16 protein-coding genes are annotated in these 18919 nt (G+C 69.2%); 8 read left to right on the top strand and 8 right to left on the bottom strand.

Features of this window, described 5'->3' with window-relative positions; genetic code table 11:
* A complete protein-coding gene (locus E0W80_RS09375; RefSeq protein WP_047520266.1) occupies positions 1-2532 on the bottom strand; it encodes an ATP-dependent Clp protease ATP-binding subunit in 2532 nt (843 codons plus the stop codon).
* Positions 2533-2708: 176 nt separating this feature from the next.
* On the opposite strand from E0W80_RS09375, the gene E0W80_RS09370 reads away from it, so the two are divergent.
* The 4 genes from E0W80_RS09370 (at position 2709) to E0W80_RS09355 (ending at position 5892) form a co-directional block, all read left to right on the top strand.
* Complete coding sequence (locus tag E0W80_RS09370; protein WP_131492235.1) at positions 2709-3332, top strand: hypothetical protein; 624 nt, start codon at positions 2709-2711, stop codon at positions 3330-3332.
* The gene (locus E0W80_RS09365; RefSeq protein WP_131492234.1) at positions 3332-4105 is read left to right on the top strand and encodes a hypothetical protein; all 774 of its coding nucleotides are present in this window, start codon (positions 3332-3334) and stop codon (positions 4103-4105) included. Before E0W80_RS09370 ends, E0W80_RS09365 begins: the two co-directional genes overlap by 1 nt.
* Entirely contained in the window at positions 4102-4338 is a 237-nt protein-coding gene (locus E0W80_RS09360) for a helix-turn-helix transcriptional regulator (RefSeq protein ID WP_131492233.1), read from the top strand. The genes E0W80_RS09365 and E0W80_RS09360 overlap by 4 nt, the downstream gene beginning before the upstream one ends.
* Before the next feature lie 126 nt (positions 4339-4464).
* The gene (locus tag E0W80_RS09355; RefSeq protein ID WP_205802328.1) at positions 4465-5892 is read left to right on the top strand and encodes a dicarboxylate/amino acid:cation symporter; all 1428 of its coding nucleotides are present in this window, start codon (positions 4465-4467) and stop codon (positions 5890-5892) included.
* Positions 5893-5957: 65 nt separating this feature from the next.
* On the opposite strand, the gene E0W80_RS09350 is transcribed toward E0W80_RS09355, so the two are convergent.
* A complete protein-coding gene (locus E0W80_RS09350; protein WP_131492232.1) occupies positions 5958-7688 on the bottom strand; it encodes a sodium:proton antiporter in 1731 nt (576 codons plus the stop codon).
* Positions 7689-7742: 54 nt separating this feature from the next.
* Here E0W80_RS09350 and E0W80_RS09345 point away from each other — a divergent pair, with 54 nt between their 5' ends.
* From E0W80_RS09345 to E0W80_RS09335, 3 genes are all read left to right on the top strand, one after another.
* The gene (locus E0W80_RS09345) at positions 7743-8783 is read left to right on the top strand and encodes an LLM class flavin-dependent oxidoreductase (protein ID WP_131492231.1); all 1041 of its coding nucleotides are present in this window, start codon (positions 7743-7745) and stop codon (positions 8781-8783) included.
* 203 nt (positions 8784-8986) lie between these two features.
* Positions 8987-9907, top strand: coding sequence for a hypothetical protein (locus E0W80_RS09340; protein WP_131492230.1), 921 nt, complete (start codon positions 8987-8989; stop codon positions 9905-9907).
* 151 nt (positions 9908-10058) lie between these two features.
* Complete coding sequence (locus tag E0W80_RS09335; RefSeq protein WP_047520283.1) at positions 10059-10268, top strand: hypothetical protein; 210 nt, start codon at positions 10059-10061, stop codon at positions 10266-10268.
* A 113-nt stretch (positions 10269-10381) separates the two neighbouring features.
* Here E0W80_RS09335 and pheA read toward each other — a convergent pair whose 3' ends face one another.
* Positions 10382-11365, bottom strand: coding sequence for a prephenate dehydratase (gene pheA / locus E0W80_RS09330; RefSeq protein ID WP_052193296.1), 984 nt, complete (start codon positions 11363-11365; stop codon positions 10382-10384).
* 45 nt (positions 11366-11410) lie between these two features.
* On the opposite strand from pheA, the gene pgm reads away from it, so the two are divergent.
* Positions 11411-13054: a phosphoglucomutase (alpha-D-glucose-1,6-bisphosphate-dependent) gene (gene pgm / locus E0W80_RS09325; protein ID WP_131492229.1), complete on the top strand. Its 1644-nt coding sequence runs from the start codon at positions 11411-11413 to the stop codon at positions 13052-13054.
* Positions 13055-13071: 17 nt separating this feature from the next.
* On the opposite strand, the gene E0W80_RS09320 is transcribed toward pgm, so the two are convergent.
* The 5 genes from E0W80_RS09320 to E0W80_RS09300 all read right to left on the bottom strand — a co-directional run bounded on the left by E0W80_RS09320 (position 13072) and on the right by E0W80_RS09300 (position 18663).
* The gene (locus E0W80_RS09320) at positions 13072-14181 is read right to left on the bottom strand and encodes a glycerate kinase (protein ID WP_131492228.1); all 1110 of its coding nucleotides are present in this window, start codon (positions 14179-14181) and stop codon (positions 13072-13074) included.
* A complete protein-coding gene (locus tag E0W80_RS09315; RefSeq protein WP_081996904.1) occupies positions 14178-15248 on the bottom strand; it encodes a LacI family DNA-binding transcriptional regulator in 1071 nt (356 codons plus the stop codon). The genes E0W80_RS09320 and E0W80_RS09315 overlap by 4 nt, the downstream gene beginning before the upstream one ends.
* A 186-nt stretch (positions 15249-15434) precedes the next feature.
* On the bottom strand, positions 15435-16313 hold the full coding sequence (locus E0W80_RS09310; protein WP_131492227.1) for a sugar phosphate isomerase/epimerase family protein: 879 nt from the start codon (positions 16311-16313) through the stop codon (positions 15435-15437).
* Positions 16310-17491, bottom strand: coding sequence for a dihydrodipicolinate synthase family protein (locus E0W80_RS09305; protein ID WP_131492226.1), 1182 nt, complete (start codon positions 17489-17491; stop codon positions 16310-16312). Before E0W80_RS09305 ends, E0W80_RS09310 begins: the two co-directional genes overlap by 4 nt.
* 8 nt (positions 17492-17499) lie before the next feature.
* Positions 17500-18663 (bottom strand): Gfo/Idh/MocA family oxidoreductase, encoded by a 1164-nt coding sequence (locus tag E0W80_RS09300; protein ID WP_131492225.1) that lies wholly within the window; start codon positions 18661-18663, stop codon positions 17500-17502.
* Positions 18664-18919 lie beyond the last annotated feature (256 nt).

Below are 18919 nucleotides of genomic sequence, written 5' to 3'. Positions count from 1 at the left end.
TTACTCGCCGCTGGCGACCGCCAGGTCGGGAGTGCCGGCGATCGCACCGCCACCGGTGTTGACGCCGACCGCGACCTTCTCGCCGCGCGGGCCGTGCTCGAACAGGAACTGCCCGTCCTTCGCATCGACCTTCACGTGGTCACCCGAGTTGAGCTCGCCGTGGAGGATCTTCTCGGACAGACGGTCCTCGACCTCGTGCTGCATCGCGCGACGCAGCGGTCGGGCGCCGAGCGCCGGGTCGAAGCCGATCTCGATCAGCCGCTCCTTGGCGGCCTGCGACAGCTCGATCGTCATGTCGCGGTCCAGCAGACGCTCGCCGAGGCGCTTGGTGAACAGATCCACGATCTGCACCAGCTCCTCCTTCGAGAGCTGCGGGAACACGATGATGTCGTCGACACGGTTCAGGAACTCGGGCTTGAAGTGCCGCTTGAGCTCTTCGTTCACCTTGCCCTTCATCCGGTCGTAGCTGGTCGAGTCGTTGCCCTCGATCTGGAAGCCGACGGGGCCGCCTGCGATGTCACGGGCACCGAGGTTGGTGGTCATGATGATGACCGTGTTCTTGAAGTCCACGATCCGACCCTGACCGTCGGTGAGCCGACCCTCTTCGAGGATCTGCAGCAGCGAGTTGAAGATGTCGGGGTGGGCCTTCTCGATCTCATCGAAGAGCACCACGCTGAACGGCTTGCGCCGCACCTTCTCGGTGAGCTGGCCGCCCTCTTCGAATCCGACGAACCCGGGAGGGGCACCGAACAGACGCGAGACGGTGTGCTTCTCGCCGAACTCGCTCATGTCGAGGGAGATCAGCGCGGCCTCGTCGTCGAACAGGAACTCGGCGAGGGCCTTGGCGAGCTCGGTCTTTCCGACACCCGTGGGGCCGGCGAAGATGAACGAGCCCGAAGGACGCTTCGGGTCCTTGAGACCGGCACGCTGACGGCGGATCGTCTTGGAGAGAGCGGCGATCGCCTCCTCCTGACCGATGACGCGCTGGTGCAGGGCCTTCTCCATGAAGACGAGTCGGCTGGACTCCTCTTCCGTGAGCTTGAAGACGGGGATGCCGGTGGCCTGAGCGAGCACCTCGGCGATCAGACCCTCGTCGACGACCGCGGAGGTCGCGACGTCGCCTGCACGCCACTGCTTCTCGAGGCGGAGACGCTCCGCGAGGAGGCTCTTCTCCTCATCGCGCAGGGAGGCGGCCTTCTCGAAGTCCTGCTCCTCGGAAGCGATCTCCTTCTGCTCGCGCACGGCGGCGATCTTCTCGTCGAACTCCCGCAGCTCGGGCGGGCTCGACAGGATCGACAGACGCAGGCGTGCGCCGGCCTCGTCGATCAGGTCGATGGCCTTGTCCGGGAGGAAGCGGTCGGAGACGTAGCGGTCGGCGAGGTTCGCCGCGGCCACGATGGCGCCGTCGGTGATCTGCACCTTGTGGTGCGCCTCGTAGCGGTCGCGCAGCCCCTTGAGGATGTTGATCGCGTGCGGCAGTGTCGGCTCGTTGACCTGCACCGGCTGGAAGCGACGCTCGAGCGCGGCGTCCTTCTCGAAGTGCTTGCGGTACTCGTCGAGCGTCGTGGCACCGATCGTCTGCAGCTCGCCACGGGCGAGGAGCGGCTTCAGGATGCTGGCCGCGTCGATCGCCCCTTCGGCGGCACCCGCACCCACGAGGGTGTGGATCTCGTCGATGAAGACGATGATGTCGCCACGCGTGCGGATCTCCTTGGTGACCTTCTTCAGGCGCTCCTCGAAGTCACCGCGGTAGCGGGAACCGGCGATGAGCGAGCCGAGGTCGAGCGAGTAGAGCTGCTTGTCCTTCAGCGTCTCGGGCACATCGCCCTTGACGATCGCCTGGGCCAGGCCCTCGACGACCGCGGTCTTGCCGACGCCGGGCTCACCGATCAGGACGGGGTTGTTCTTGGAGCGCCGGGAGAGGATCTGCATGACCCGCTCCGCCTCCTTCTCGCGCCCGATGACCGGGTCGAGCTTGTTGTCGCGTGCGGCCTGCGTGAGGTTGCGTCCGAACTGGTCGAGCACGGCGGAGCCGCCCTGGGCACCGGCCGGCGAGTCGTTCGTCTGCGCGCCGACGGAGGCCGGCTCGCGCCCGGGGGCACCGGAGAGCAGCTGGATGACCTGCTGGCGGACCTTGTTGAGGTCGGCACCGAGCTTGACGAGCACCTGAGCGGCGACGCCCTCGCCCTCGCGGATGAGACCGAGCAGGATGTGCTCCGTGCCGATGTAGTTGTGGCCGAGCTGCAGGGCCTCGCGGAGGCTGAGCTCGAGCACCTTCTTGGCACGGGGGGTGAACGGGATGTGCCCGGTCGGCTGCTGCTGACCCTGGCCGATGATGTCCTGCACCTGCTCGCGCACGGCGTCGAGGGAGATGCCGAGGCTCTCGAGGGCCTTGGCGGCGACGCCTTCACCCTCGTGGATGAGGCCGAGCAGGATGTGCTCGGTCCCGATGTAGTTGTGGTTGAGCATCTTCGCCTCTTCTTGGGCGAGGACGACCACTCGACGGGCTCGGTCCGTGAATCTCTCGAACATGCTGTGACTCCTTATTCGCACGGGGCGAAGACGCGTGAAGCGCTTGTACATCGAGAGTAACCACCACATCGGGCACGTATGCCCGTGTTCGCCGTGGGCATACCGGGGGTTGACCGAGTTATCGACAGTCGTTATGTTAACGAATGTCGATAACAACCAACGTCAAGGAGACAGCGATGCTCACCAGACAAGGACGCCCCTCACTCGCCGACGGGATCGCCCTCGGACTCATCGCCACCGGCGCCGTGAGCGTCGGGATCGGCGCGATCTTCGCGGTTGCCTCCGCCGCGTTCGAGATGTTCGGCGCGGCGCCTGCGGTGCTCATGCCGATCCACGACGTCGACCTGACCGCACTCGATGACGTCTCCGGCGTGAGCGCGGCAACCGTCGACTCCGCCCTCGTCACGTTCTCGACGATGACCACCGGCGCCCGCTGGATGCTTCTCCTCGAGGTCGCACTCCCGGCACTCGCCACGATGGCGCTGTGCGCGGGGGTCTGGTGGCTGGGCGTGTCCCTCATCCGCTCGCGACCTTTCCGTGCGTCGCTCGGGTGGATCTTCGGCCTCGCCGCCTGCCTGATGCTCGCCGGAGCGCTCCTCGGGCAGCTGGCCGGCGGGATCGGGCGGGCGATGGTCGTCCAAGACCTGGCCGCCGCGGATCCCGGCGTCGAGGACGTGCTGTGGACCCTGCTGGTGCAGTTCGACCTCGCCCCGGTCGGCTGGGCGTTCGCCCTCGCCCTCATCGCCGGTGTCTTCGAGATCGGTCGGCGCCTCGAACGTGACACGGAAGGACTCGTCTGATGCTCAGTTTCGGTTCGGCCGAGGTATGGCCTTCCCTGCTCTACATCGGGATCGCACTCGCGGTGATCGCGGTCATCCTCGGTTTCGTCGTGTGGAAAGGACGCCGAAGCGGCAGCCGCACGATCGCTCTGGATGCCGCACTCACGCTCTCCGGATGGTGGATCCTGATGTCCGCGGTGGGAGCTGTGGTCATCATCATCAAGGCATTCTCCGTCCCCTGGGCGGAGTTCGACGGCCAGACTCAGGTGTATCTCGATTGGCCGGCCGGTCTCCCCTGCTCGGAGTTCGGCGACAGCGCCACGACGATGCTGACCTGCGGCAGTGAGCAGCTCTCGGACTTCACTGTCGGCCAGGCGTCGCTCGGGCTCCGGCTGCTCGCGATGTCCGCACAACTGGGCAGCCTTGCTCTGACCACCATGCCCGCGGTCATCGTGGCGATCGTCTGCTTCCAGACGCTGCGGGGGCGGGCATTCTCGCGCTCCGTGACGCGTGGCCTCACCGGCGGAGCGATCGCCGTGCTCGTGTTCGGCGTGACGGCCGACCTCCTGAGCGGGATCGCGGCGACGGCCGGCCTTCGCGAGGCCTTCTCACCGGACAGCGAGTGGTATCCATCGTTCTACCAGCTGACCGTCACGCCGCTCCCGTTCGTCGGCGCGCTCGGGCTGCTGGCCCTCGCTGCTGTGTTCCGTCAAGGCACACGCCTCGAGCAGGAACGCATCCGTCTCCAACAGGAGAAGGCGGCGCTCCAGAAGGAGACGGAGGGCCTGGTGTGAGCCCGGCCGAGAGCGACGACGAGTTCACCGGCATCCACTGCCGACTCGACGAGCTGCTCGCAGAGAGAGGCATGACCCTCACGGAGCTCAGCGCCACGGTCGGGGTGAGCATCGTGAACCTGTCGGTGCTCAAGAACGACCGCGCCCGCGCCATCCGCTACTCGACCCTGCGGGCGATCTGCGAAGCGCTCGACTGCGAGGTCGGCGACCTGTTGGTGCTCGCCTCCCGCTGACCCGACCACCGTCGGGAGGAAACCGCGTCATCCTTCGTCATATCCACCCAGGGAATTCCCAGGGAGTCCTAGCGTTGAGCCTCATGGCGCGCACCCGGCGCACCGCGATCCTGGAGTCCCCACCCCATGAGCACCACCGCACGCGCGCAGAAGGCGCCTGACACCCGCGGACCGGTCCGGAAGCTGCTGACGTCGTTCGGCTTCCAGATCCTCGCCGCCCTCGTCCTCGGCATCGCCGCCGGTCTGATCGGCCGCCAACTCGGCGCCACCGCCGAGAACCCGACCGGCTTGTCCGCGACCCTCGACACGATCGGCAGCTCGTACGTCACGCTGCTGCGTGCCGCCGTCGTCCCGCTGATCTTCACGGCGATCGTCGCCAGCATCTCGAACCTGCGCCGGGTGCAGAACGCCGCCCGCCTGGCCGGTCAGACGATCCTCTGGTTCGCGATCACCGCCTTCATCGCCGTCATCATCGGTATCGTCCTCGGCCTCGTGATCCAGCCCGGCAACCGCGCCGGTGACGGCCTCGAGCCCGGCGACCCGTACACGGTCGGCACCTGGTGGAACTTCCTCCTCGGCCTGATCCCGCAGAACTTCCTCGGCCTCACCGTCAGCACCTCGCCCGGTGCTGTCGAGGGCACCTTCTCGTCGAACGTCGGCTTCAACATCCTGCAGGTCATCGTGGTGGCGGCCGTCGTCGGCATCGCCGCTCTCAAGGCCGGCAAGAAGGCCGAGCCGTTCCTGGTCTTCACCGAGTCGCTGCTGAAGGTCATCCAGCGCGTGCTGTGGTGGATCATCCGCATCGCCCCGATCGGCACCTTCGGCCTCATCGGCTCGGCCGTGATCAAGTACGGCTGGGAGAAGCTGGCCTCCCTCGGCTGGTTCGCGGCTGCGGTCTACATCGGCCTCGCGCTGGTGCTCTTCGTCGTCTACCCGGTCCTGGTGCGCACGCACGGCCTGTCGATCAAGCAGTACTTCTCCGGTGTCTGGCCGGCCGTGCAGCTCGCCTTCGTCAGCCGCTCGTCGATCGGCACGCTGCCTCTCACCGAGCGCGTCACCGAGCGCAACCTCGGCGTCCCCCGCTCGTACGCGTCGTTCGCCGTCCCGCTCGGTGCGACCACCAAGATGGACGGCTGCGCGGCGATCTACCCCGCCATCGCCGCGATCTTCGTCGCCCAGTTCTTCGGCATCGAGCTGAACTTCGTGCAGTACCTGCTGATCGTGATCGTCTCGGTCGTCGGCTCCGCAGCCACCGCTGGCACCACGGGCGCCGTCGTGATGCTCACCCTGACACTGTCGACTCTCGGCCTGCCGCTCGAGGGCGTCGGACTCCTGCTCGCGATCGACCCGATCCTCGACATGGGCCGCACCGCGGTCAACGTGGCCGGCCAGGCACTGATCCCGACGATCGTCGCCAAGCGCGAAGGCATCCTGAACGAGGAGCTCTACAACGCTCCGCGCGAAGGCCTCCCCTTCGCCGACGACTCCGGAGACGACGAGGGCGCCCCGGAAACGGACACCTCCTCCGACAAGGAGCCGGTCGGCGCCCGCTGACCGCGGTTCCGCCTCACGCAGAGCGCCCCGTCCCCTCCGGGACGGGGCGCTCCGTCGTCCGGCACTCAGGCGCGGCTCTGCGAACGCGTGGCACCCCGGGTGTCGAGCGCGAGCTCCTCGGCATCCATCGCGGCGATCAGCTCGCGCATGACCTCCTCGTCGAGGTTGCCCGCATCCCGCTCGGCGAGCAGGATCTCGCGCCGCACCTGCAACCAGCCCTTCGTCAGGGCGACGAGGTCCTCGTACGAGGGCCGGCTCGCGGCATCCTCCACCTTCTGCACCTCGTCCGTGTCCTTCTCGACCCGGGTCATCCGCTTGGTGAACGCGTCGAAGATCCCGAGGTCGACCTCGCCGTACTTCGCCTCCCATTCGACACGCTTCGTCGCCAGGTAGGCCTTGCCGGCCTCGCGACTCTTCTCCCGGACGGCGGCGAGCGCCTCCCGGTCCTCTTCCTCGTCGACGTCGCTCGCGATCCCGAGACCGCGGATCAGCAGCGGGAGGGTGAGCCCCTGGATCAGCAGCGTGCCGACGGTCACGATGAAGGCGACGACGACGATGGCATGCGACGCCTCGGTGTCGAGGGTCGCGAGGTCGGCGGCGGCGACCGCGATCGCGAGGGTCACCACACCGCGCATCCCCGCCCAGGAGATGACGGCGCTGTCCTTCCAGCTGAGCTGCAGCCCTGCCATCCGCTCGCGCACGATATGGCTGCGCAACTCGTCGGGGGAGTAGTCCCCCCAGCGCCGGGACTTCTTGTGTCGTTTCTCGAACTGCTCGGTCTCGACGCCGCGATCCCAGCGTTCGAGCCGTCGGCGATCCTGGAAGTTCGCCCATGCGCTGGTCGGATAGATGTAGAGCGGTCGCACGATCAGCACCACGAGCAACACCGCTCCCGACAGGAGCAGGATCCGCCCGACCGACTCGCTGCCCAGGTCGTTGAGCACACGCGGGAACTGCAGACCGATGTAGGCGAACACGAAGCTCTCCAGCAGCAGGTCGGCCGAGAGCCACAGCGGCTTCTCCTGCTGCCGCGTGGTGTAGTCGGTGCGCGGCGAGTTGTAGCCGACGTAGAGCCCCATCGCCACGACCGCGAGCACCCCGGATCCGAGCAGGTGCTCGGCGATCGCGTAGGCACCGAACGGGGCGAGGAGCCCGAATGTGCCGATCACCACCGGGTCGCTGATGCGGGTGCGCAGTTGGTGCAGGACGACTCCGAACACCAGACCGACGCCGACGCCGACGCCGACCGCCAGGAGGAACTGCCAGATGCCGTCCCAGACCGTCAGCGTCGCACCGGCGAGGATGGCCGCGAACACCCGGTAGAGCGTGAGGGAGGTCGCGTCGTTGATCAGGCTCTCGCCGGAGAGCACGGTCATGATGCGCCGGGGCAGTCCGAGGCGACGGCCGATCGCCGCGGCCGACACCGCATCCGGCGGGGCCACGATCGCACCGAGCAGCAGCGCGCCGGGAAGGGTGAGCGAGGGCAGGAGCCACCACGCCACGAACCCCACGGCGACCGCGGTGAGCAGCACGAGCCAGATCCCGAGCCGACGGATCTGCGGCAGGCTGCGCCGGAAGCCGACGAACGACACGTCGAGCGCGGCTGAGTACAGCAGTGGCGGCAGCACCAGGCTGAGCAGCAGGTGTCCGTCGATGTCCAGCTCGGGCACGAACGGCAGGAACGACGCGGCGAGCGCCACGACGGTCACGAGCAGCGGCGCCGGCCATCCTCTCCAACGCGCGAACGCGGCCACGGCGACGGAACCGACGAGGACGTAGAAGATGCCTGCTTCCATACGGCAACGCTACCGGGGGGAATGACGCCACCCCGCGAGACGTTGCAGGAGAGGATGTCCGCTACAGCTCTCTCCGTCCTCGATCTCGTCCCGGTGCGCACCGGCCAGACGAGCGCCGAGGCCATCGCCTCCTCCCTGTCCCTCGCCGAGACCGCCGACCGCCTCGGCTACCGCCGCTACTGGTTCGCCGAGCACCACAACATGCCGGCCGTCGCGTCCACCACACCCCCGGTGCTGATCGCCGCTGCGGCGACGCGCACGACGCGCCTGCGACTCGGATCCGGTGGTGTGATGCTGCCCAACCACGCGCCCCTCATCGTGGCTGAGCAGTTCGCGGCGCTCGAGGCCATCGCCCCGGGACGCATCGACCTCGGCCTCGGTCGCGCCCCCGGCAGCGACCCCGTGATCACGCAATTGCTCCGCGGCTCCGGCACCACGAGTGACGTCGAGCAGTTCCCCCGTCACGTCCAGGACATCGCCGCGCTCCTCTCGGGCGACGGCGCCACCGTGCGGTTCACCTCGGGCGGCGAGTACACCGTGCGCGCGACCCCGGCGGCGACCGGGTCCCCCGAGGTGTGGCTGCTCGGATCGAGCGACTACTCCGCCCAGCTCGCGGCCTCCCACGGACTCCCCTACGTCTTCGCGAACCACTTCTCAGGACAGGGACTCGAGCGCGCGCTCGACCTGTACCGCACGGGTTACCGTCCGAGCGAGGAGCACCCGGAGCCCCGAACCTTCCTCACGGTGAACGCGGTCGCCGCGCCCACCACGGAGGAAGCGGAAGCTCGTGCGCTCCCGCAACTGCGGATGATGGCACGGCTGCGGCTGAACCAGCCGCTGGGAGCGCTCGAGACCGTCGAGGAGGCACTCGCCGCGGAGACGGACGCCACCACGGATGAGGTCGTCCAGGCCGCCCGCTCCCGCTGGTTCGTCGGCACCGGAGAGAGCGTGGCCGCAGAGGTCCGCGGCTTCGCCGAGCGCCACGGTGTCGACGAGGTCATGCTGTCCCCGGTCGCCGGTGCGTACGAGTCCGAGCCGAAGGACTCCCCCCTCGGCCGAGCCCAGTCCCTGGAACTCATCGCCGCCGCCCTCTGACCCCGGTCCCGCTCCCGTCCCGGTCCCCTCCCGTCCCCCACTCGGTTGCGGGATCAAAAACGCGCCTTCCCGGGCACCCGGAGGCGCGTTTTTGATCCCGCAGCCGGAGCGGGCGTTCTCCACAGGCGGCAGTTGTCCACAGATGCCGGAGCGCAAGGCTGGAGGGCGGGACGGAGCGGAAGCTCGCGAGCGACCATGGGCGGATGCGACACCGGATCCCCCTCCCCGCCGAGCTCGGCGCGCACTTCTCCGTCCGCGATGCCGAAGCGTCCGGAGTCGGGCGCAAGCGGCACTCCGCGCGCGATCTCATCCGGCCGTATGCAGGTGTCCGCGCTGCGGAGGCGCCCGCCAGCTTCGTCGAGCACGTGGAGTGCTACGTGCCGCGGTTGCGACCGGGCCAGCGTTTCGCCGGACGGACGGCGCTGCGGCTCTGGGGAATCCCCTTCCCGGTTCACTGGACGACGGCCGAACCCTTGGACGTCGCAGTGGACACGGGCCACTCTCCCCCACGCACGGTCGGCATCCGTGGTCGTCGCATCGCGTCGGGGCGAGCACACTCCTGGGAGATCGGAAGGGTACCGGTGGTCGACCCCGTGGCTGCGTTCTTCCTCTGCGCCGCGGAGCTGACCCGTGTGCCGATGAACGTCGCCCTGGAAGCCCTGATCACCGCGGCCGACAACTACCCCGGCCTCCACGAGGGCAGACCTTCGGTGGACGTCGAGAGGATCGAACAGCGGCTCCTCGAGTGGGGGCGCTTCCCCGGGTGCGGGCGCATCCGCAGGGCTCTCCCCCGAGTGCGCGGAGGAGTCGAGTCACCGAAGGAGACCGAGACCAGGATGCTGCTGGTCGACGCAGGGCTTCCCGAGCCGGAGATCCAGCACGTCGTCCGGGCCGCCGGACGGGCGATCGCCCGCGTCGACCTCGCCTATCCGCAGTGGCGCATCGCGATCGAGTACGAAGGGGACGGACACCGCACGAGCCGCGAGCAGTGGCGCACCGACATCCGTCGACAGCGCGACCTCGAAGCCGCCGGATGGATCGTGATCCGCGTCACCGAGCTCGACCTGCGCGACGGCGGCTCCGCCCTCGTCTCCCTCATCCGCCGGGTGATCTCCTCGCGCTGACACCTGCGTCCTTCGGTGCGGGATCAGAAACGATCCTCGCCCGGCCAGCGGAGGTGCGTTGTCGATCCCGCAACCGCGCCGCGGATCCCGTCAAGGGGTGTCGACAACACACAGATCGGCGTACCCTCGACGGCAGAAAGGGGGTCCGAAGATGAGCACCACCAAGACGCTCGCACTCTGGGTCGCTTACGGACGCAACGGAGTGGTCGGCAGCATCCGGCACGACGACGACGGATACCACGTCACGATGGCGGAAGCGGATGCCGAAGCCAGCACCTATCCCAGCCTCGCTTCCGCGAAGGGTGCCCTGCACGCGCGCATGGCTCCCGGCAGCGACTGGCCGCGCTTCCAGGAGCATTGACCCCGAGTCCCGCTCGTGCGGGATGAAAAACGCGCCTCCGTGACGTCCCGGAGGCGCGTTTTCGATCCCGCACCGGCCGCCCGCACCGGCCGCCCGCACCGCGGGGGCGGGGGTCAGACCTCGGGCTCGCCGGAGAGGATGCCGCGCAGCCAGTCGCGCGCCTCGACGAACACGTCGTCCGAGTAGCGGTCGGGGTACTGCACGATCTGGCGATCCGCACGCGGGTAGGAGCCGAGGAACACCACGCGCGGGCTGAAGCGGCGGATGCCGAGCAGCGCGTCGGCCATGCGCTCGTGCTCGATGTGTCCGTCCGCGTCGATAACGAACCGGTAGCGACCGAGTTCGTCGCCGATCGGCCGCGACTCGATGAGCGAGAGGTTGATCCCGCGGGTCGAGAACTGCTCCAGCATCTCGAGGAGCGAACCGGGGTGATCGTGCGGGAGCTCGACGATCAGGGAGGTCTTGTCAGCGCCGGTGGGCTCGGGGGAACGGGTCGTCCGGGTGACCAGCACGAAGCGGGTCACGGCCTGCGCATTGTCGCCGATGCCCTCCGCGAGCACGTCGACGTCGTAGTGGCTCACGATGCCCGGGGCGGCGATGGCCGCCTGCGCGGCGAGGGTGCCGTCGAGGACGCCGATCGCCGACGCCACGTTGCTCGAGGCCGGCACGTGCGAGTGCGAGGGCAGATGCTCACCGAGCCAGCCATGACACTGCGCATAGGCGACGGGGTGCGCCGCGATCACCTCGACCTGATCGAGCGTCGTGCCACGCGGGGCGACGAGCACGAAGTTCACCCGCACCAGGTACTCACCGATGATGCGCAGGCCCGGCAGGGTCGCCAGTGCATCCTGCGTGGTGGAGACACCGCCCTCGATGGAGTTCTCGATCGCGATCATGGCGGCATCGCTGCGGCCCTCGAGCACGTCGGCCAGCGCCTCACCCACGTTGTGCACGGGGCGCCACGTCTGGCCGCGAGCCTCCGCCACCTGATCGAGCGCCGCCTCCGTGAAGGTTCCGGCCGGGCCGAGATAGCTGTAGGTGCGGCGTTCAGTCACGGGTTTCACCTTAGCCCTCGGCGCGACGACGGAGATACGCATGACTTCTCGGGTGCGATCCCGCCCATCAGGGGGCAGACTGAGAGGATGACCAGCCGTGCCGGCCTCCCTGCGGAGGAAAGTGACCTGATCGACGTCGACGAACTGATCGCCGCCTACTACGACCGCACACCGAACCCCGAGGTCGCGGCCGAGCGGGTCGTCTTCGGGACCAGCGGCCATCGCGGTTCCTCCCTGTCGAACAGCTTCAACGAGAACCACATCCTCGCCACGACGCAGGCGATCGTGGACTATCGCGCAGCCCAGGGCATCACGGGTCCGCTGTTCCTCGGTCGGGACACGCACGCACTCTCCCTGCCCGCCGAGCGCAGCGCCATCGAGGTGCTGCTCGCGAACGGTGTGGATGTGAGGGTCGATGCCCGCGACTCGTGGGTGCCGACCCCCGCGCTCAGCCACGCGATCCTGACCTACAACCGTGGACGCGCAGACGACGACCCCGGTCGTGCGGACGGCATCGTCGTGACCCCGTCGCACAACCCGCCCCGCGACGGCGGCTTCAAGTACAACCCGCCGCACGGAGGACCCGCCGACACCGACGCCACCGGATGGATCGCCGACCGCGCGAACGCCCTGATCGCCGCGGGGCTCGAGGGAGTGAAGCTCGAGCGCTTCGCCGACATCGACTGGGATGCCCTCACCGGCTACGACTTCCGCGAGGAGTATGTGCGGGATCTGCCGTCCATCATCGACCTCGACGCGATCCGCACGGCCGGGGTGCGCATCGGCGCCGACCCTCTGGGCGGAGCGTCCGTGGAGTACTGGGCACTCATCGCCGAGATGCACGACCTCGACCTGGACGTGGTGAACCCCGAGGTCGACCCGACCTGGCGCTTCATGACCCTGGACTGGGACGAGAAGATCCGGATGGATCCGTCGTCGCCCTCGGCCATGGCGTCGCTGGTCGCGAAGAAGGGCGACTACGACGTACTGACCGGGAACGACGCGGATGCCGACCGGCACGGCATCGTCACCCCGGACGCCGGGCTGATGAACCCGAACCACTACCTGGCCGTCGCGATCGACTACCTGTTCTCGCATCGGCAGGACTGGCCCCGCGATGCCGCGATCGGGAAGACGCTCGTGTCGTCGATGATCATCGACCGCGTCGCCGAATCGCTCGGTCGCCGCCTGCTGGAAGTCCCGGTCGGGTTCAAGTGGTTCGTCCCCGGACTCCTCGACGGCTCGGTCGCGTTCGGCGGCGAGGAGTCGGCCGGGGCGTCCTTCCTCCGCAAGGACGGCTCCGTGTGGTCGACCGACAAGGACGGCATCCTGCTGTGCCTGCTGGCCGCCGAGATCATCGCCGTCACGGGCAAGACGCCCTCGGAGCGGTACGCCGAGCTGGAGGAGGCCTTCGGCGCCTCGGCCTACCAGCGGGTCGATGCCCCCGCGACACCGGAGCAGAAGGCGACGCTCGGAAAGCTCGCCCCCGAGTCGGTGACGGCCACCACCCTCGCCGGCGAGGAGGTCACGGCGAAGCTCTCACACGCGCCCGGCAACGGTGCGGCGATCGGAGGTCTCAAGGTGCAGACGGAGCACGCCTGGTTCGCGGCGCGCCCGTCCGGCACGGAAGACGTCTACAAGCTCTACGCCGAGAGCCTGCGCGGCCCCGAGCACCTCGCGGAGGTCCAGGCGGAGGCACGCGCTGTCGTGTCGGCCGCACTCGGCGACTGACCCACGCGGGCGACGTCTCAGGCTGCGGCGGAACGGGCCAGCACGGCGCCGGCCTCGCGCAGCCAGCGCGCCGGTTCGGCGAGCGCCGCGTCGGGGGAGCCTGCCAGCTCGGTGAGTGAGGCGGATGCCGCGAACAGCGCGGTATCCGCATCCTCGGTGATGCGACCGGCCGCGACCATCGCGCGCGTCCCGGCCTCAGCGGCGAGACCCGCGAGGTAGGAGGGCACCTTGCCGTCGCCGGACTGCCCGTCGTAGGACCCCTCCCCGGTGATGACCACATCGGCATCGGCGATCGCCTCGGCCAACCCGATGAGTTCCGCGACCTCGGATGCGCCGGGAGCGAGGATTCCGCCCCACACCACCAGGGCGGCACCGGTCCCTCCGGCCGCGCCGTTCCCCGCGCCGTCCGGATCGACGCCGAGCAGTGCGGCGAGCCGGCGCAGCCCGTCGTCGACGAGGGCGATGTCGTCGAGGGTGCGCAGTCCCTTCTGCGGGCCGAACACCGCGGCGGCCCCGCGCGGACCGACGAGCGGGTTCGTCACGTCGGTGAGCACGCGCACCTCCGGAGCCGGGCGCAGTCCGGAGAGGTCGACCGCGGCGATGTCTCCGAGTCCCCGTGCGCCCGGAGCGACAAGAGCGCCCGCGGCATCGAGGAACCGCGCCCCCAGTGCCGACAGCATGCCGGTGCCGCCGTCGGTCGATGCGCTCGAGCCGATCCCGACGACGAGGCGCGAGACCCCGTGATCGAGTGCGGCGGCCATGGCCTGCCCGAACCCGGCGGTGTCGGCGTCCCAGGGGCGCAGCTCCGTCAGCAACTCGATGCCCGATGTCGAGCCGAGGTCGACGACAGCCGTCCCTGCGGGAGCATCCTCGGTCGGGGGAAGCAGCAGCCAGGAGGTATCGATCCGGTGCCCCGCAGGCCCGTCGACCGTGACCGGCATCCGCACGGCCCCCGGAACCGCGGCCTCGAACGCCGACACGGTGCCCTCGCCGCCGTCCGCCATGGGCCGGTGCACGAACTCCGCCGCGGGGTCGACGGACGCCCATCCTTCGGCGAGCGCCGCCGCGGCATCGGCTGCCGTGATCGTGCCCTTGAAGCTGTCCGGTGCCAGCACGACCCGGGTCACCGCGGGACCCCCGGGGTGCTCGCGCGCACGACCACGTCGAGCGGCAGCGGCGCCTGCTCCCAGTCCGCATCCACCGTCGCACGGAAGGCCTGGTAGCCGACCTCGCTCAGCGGCACACGCACCGTCGTCAGTGCCGGGGAGACGTCGCTGCTCGCGGGCACGTCGTCGAAGCCGCAGACCGCGATGTCGGCGCCGATCTCCCGACCGGCATCGCGGATCGCGGACATCGCGCCGATCGCGACGACATCGGTGATCGCGAAGACCAGGGTGCCGGTGGGCACACCGTCGGCGAGCGCCGCGGCCATACTCTCCGCGCCTGATTCACGGAGGAAGCCGCCACGCAGCGTGCGCACGACAGCTCCTCCTGAAGCCTCAAATCCGGCGCGGAACCCGGCCAGACGATCATCCGAGGTCCACACGCCCTCGGCGGCACCGAGCGCGATCGCCGAGCGATACCCCCGCTCGGCCATCCGTCGTCCCAGCGCCTCGGCTCCGGAGCGGTTGTCGATCTCGATACTCCGCTCCACGCCGGAGCCCGGCCCGAAGGCGACCACCCTGCCGCCCAGACGCGAGAACTCGGCGAGGTCGTGGGCGACATCGGCCTCGATCGGGTCCTGCGTGCCGGAGGCGGCGAGGATCAGGCCCCGCGGCCGCTGACCCCGCAGAGCTCGGACGATGCGCGCCTTCCGGGCCGGATCACGGTCGGTGATGGCGACCGTGACGACGAGCCCGTGCTCGTCGGCACCGCGCGCCACCCCCGAGGCGATCAGACCGAAGTAGGGGTCGGCGATGTCGGCGACGAGCAGGGCGATGACGGGCGAGGTGCCACGCGCGGTCGCCTGGGCGGAGACGTTCGCGGTGTAGCCCAGTTCCGCGGCCGCCGCTTCCACACGCTCACGGAACGACTCGGCGACCTTGCGCTCCGATCCGTTGAGCACACGGGAGGCGGTCGCAAGCGATACACCGGCCTCGCGAGCCACGTCGTGCAGGGTGGGTGCGGGTCCCCGCGTGTGACGCTGGGCCCTGGTCGGCGCCGGCCGCTCCGCCGACGATGCGGGCTCTGTCATGCCCCAGATCCTACTTCCCCGCCCCGCGGCCCGCCGACCTCGGGGGTCACGGGCGGCCCGCCGACGCAGCGACGCCCCATGCACGGATGTCGGGCCGATGCATGGATGTCGGACGGAAAGCCGCCCGTGCGCCCTGCATCCGTGCGCGCTCCCGACACATGGTACGCCGAACCTCCGGATCGGACCTCATGCGAGGTGCGGAGAGACGGCAGCCGCAAATGTCTCCGCCGTGCGGCGCACGACGCTCTCCGGGGCATCCGCCCAGATCTCGGCGTTGAAGATCTCGACCTCGATGTCGCGGTCGTACCCGGTCGCGACGACCGCACGGGTGAGTGAGCCGAAGTCGATCACCCCGTCTCCTGTGTAGTGCCGGGAGAGCAGCACGTCGGCGGCGAGGGGTGTCTTCCAGTCGCACACCTGATAGGTCGCGATCCGGTTCTCCCTGCCCGCCCGCGCGATCTGTTCGAGCACCTGCGGATCCCACCAGATGTGGAACGTATCGACGGCGGCCCCGACCACCTCGGGCGCGAAGTCAGCGGCGATGTCGAGTGCGTGCCCGAGCGTCGAGATGACGGCGCGGTCCGACGCGTACATCGGATGCAGCGGCTCGATCGCGAGCGTCACCCCCGCCGCCTCCGCCTCGGGAGCGAGGACACCGATCGCATCGCGCACCCGCTCCCGCGCTCCGATCAGGTCGCGTGATCCCGCAGGCAATCCGCCCGCGACGAGCACGAGCACGGCGGTCGAGCCTTCCGCACCGGCCGCGGCCAGCGTCGCGGTCTCCTCGATCGCCCTGCGGTTGTCATCCAACGCCGTTTCCCGGTCCGCACCGGCCGGCAGGGTGAAGAAGCCGCCCCGGCAGTGCGTCGAGAAGCGCAGACCCGAGTCGGACAGCATCCGCGCAGCGACGTCGAGGCCGACCGCATGCACGGGCTCCCGCCAGAGGCCGATCGATCGCACTCCCGCGTCTGCCGTGAGCCGCAGCGCGGTGGCGAGATCGGCATGCTTGATCGTCGCCTGGTTGATCGACAGCCGCGGGTCGGGGATCTGCGAAGAAGGGCTCATGCGTCCACTCCGTTCACGCGCAGCATGCGGTGCCACCGTTGCTGTGCGAGGTCGGGCTGCTCCAGCGCGAGCGAGGTGTTCGCAAGCTCGACGATGCGACTCAGATGCGGCAGGCTGCGCGCGGAATGCAGACCACCGACCATCTGGAACGCGGGCTGATGCCCGTTCAGCCAGGCGAGGAAGGCCACGCCCGTCTTGTAATAGAACGTGGGGGCGGCGAAGACCTGCCGGCTGAGCGCTTCGGTCGGGCCCAGGATGCGCAGATACTCCTCCTGGTCACCGGCGTCCAGAGCCTGGATCGCCGCCGAAGCCACCGGGGTGATCGCCGCGAACGCGCCGAGGAGGGCGTCGGAGTGCATGTCATCGCCCGGCGTCATCCCTTCCGCTGTGCCCCCGATCAGACGGACGTAGTTGAAGTCGTCGCCCGTGAACATCCGCACGCCTTCGGGAAGCCGTGCGCGCACCGAGATCTCGGACTCGGCGTTCAACAGACTCATCTTCACTCCCGCGATCTTCCCCGGATTCTCGGCGATGATCTGCAGCAGCACCTCGGATGCCTCCTGCCAGCCGTCTGCCCCGAAGTAGCCGGCGAGCGCAGGGTCGAAGGCGGTTCCGAGCCAATGCAGCACGACGGGGGTCGTCGCCCGGGACAGCACCTCGCGGTAGACGCGACGGTAGTCCGCGGCATCCGTCGCCGCGCGGGCGAGGTGCCGGGACGCCATCAGCACAGGACCGGCCCCGTGCTCCTCTGCGAAGTGCAGCTGTTCGGTGTAGGCCGTGATCACCTGGTCGAGGGAGATCTCCGACTCGGCGATGTGGTCGGTGTTGACGCCGACCACCACCGAGCCGCCTTCCTCGCGGGCGACTTCAGCGCTGCGAGCGATCAGTTCCCGCGTGGCCGCGGCATCCAAGCCCATGTTGCGCTGCGCGGTGTCCATCGCATCGGCGACGCCGAGCCCCCAGGAGAACACGTTGCGGCGGAACGCGAGCGTGGCGTCCCAGTCGATGTCGGCGGGCTGCCCGGGGGTGTTGTCGGCGTGCACCTTGGGCACGACGTGTGCGGCGGCGTATGCGACGCGGCTCCGCAGCGGTGCGGTCGGACGCGTGCAGGCACCGACATCGTTGAGAGCGACGTCGGTGGTCGCGCCTGTCGGGTGCAGGAGTCGGAGCGTGGCCATCGTGCGCCTCAATCCAGGGTCAACGACTCGAGGGCGATCTTGCGGCCCTCGGCGCTGGAGGTCAGACCGGCCTCGGCGAACTGCACTCCACGGGCGCCCGCGAGCAGGTCGAACGGGTAGTCGGTGCCCTCGACGTACGACACCAGATACTCCTCCCACTGCTGGCGGAAGCCGTTGAGGAAGACATCGTTGGTCGGCACCTGTTGCCAGTCCGCGTCGTAGTCGCGGGTGTCTTCGAGATCAGGGTTCCACACCGGCTTGGGGGTGGCGTTCCGGGGCTGGATCTTCGCGCCGAACAGCCCGACCACCGCGGATCCGTGGGTGCCGTCGACCTGGAACTCGACGAGCTCGTCCCGGTTCACGCGCACGGTCCAGGAGGAGTTGATCTCGGCGATCACGCCGCCCTCGATCTCGAAGATGCCGTAGGCCGCGTCCTCGGCCGTCGCCGTGTAGTGCTCGCCCTGCTCGTCCCAGCGGTCGGCGATGTGCACGGCCGCCTGCGCGTAGACGCTCTTGACCTCGCCGAAGAGATTCTCCAGCACGTAGTTCCAGTGCGGGAACATGTCGGTGATGATGCCGCCACCGTCTTCCGTGCGGTAGTTCCAGCTCGGGCGCTGCGCGGGCTGCCAGTCGCCCTCGAAGACCCAGTACCCGAACTCGCCGCGCACCGAGAGGATGCGACCGAAGAAGCCCGAGTCGATCAGGCGCTTGAGCTTCTGCAGGCCCGGCAGGTAGAGCTTGTCATGCACGACCCCGGTCTTCACGCCGGCTTCCTTCGCGAGGCGCGCGAGTTCGAGTGCCTCCTCGAGCGACTCGGCGGTGGGCTTCTCGGTGTAGATCGCCTTGCCCGCGGCGATGGCCTTGCGGATCGCGGTGGCACGGGCCTTGGTGACCAGGAAGTCGGCGTAGATCTCCCACCGGGGGTCAGCGAGCGCGGCGTCGAGGTCGGTCGTCCAGTCCTCGATGCCGTGCTTCGCGGCGAGCTCGGCGAGCTTGGACTCGTTGCGGCCGACGAGGATCGGCTTCACGGTGATGCGGGAGCCGTCGGACAACTCGATGCCGCCCTGATCGCGGATCGCGAGGATCGAGCGCACGAGGTGCTGCCGATAGCCCATGCGCCCCGAGACGCCGTTCATGATGATCCCGATCTCGCGGGTGTTCGCCTGTGCCATGGTGTTCCGTTTCTGTCTCGGGCGGCTGGTTGTGGTTCCGATCCACAGGACCGGAAAGCGCTTTCCGAGATCATGTCATGAGCTTCCGCCCGAGTGCAACCACGCAATCCGACCCGGCAGCCCCGCGCCCCGCTCCGACCCGGCGCCCCGGTCCAGGATCCCGATCCAGCCTCACCACTTCCGTCGACGCCCCCGTGCGCGCCGAGACCCCCTCGCGCGCACGACGTCAGGAGGGGGCGTCGACGACAGGAGGGGG

The sequence above is a fragment of the Microbacterium sp. PI-1 genome (assembly GCF_004337555.1).
GTDB lineage: Bacteria > Actinomycetota > Actinomycetes > Actinomycetales > Microbacteriaceae > Microbacterium > Microbacterium aurugineum.
The sequence above is the reverse complement of the archived record's forward strand: the minus strand, read 5'-3'. Positions and strand labels throughout refer to the sequence as shown.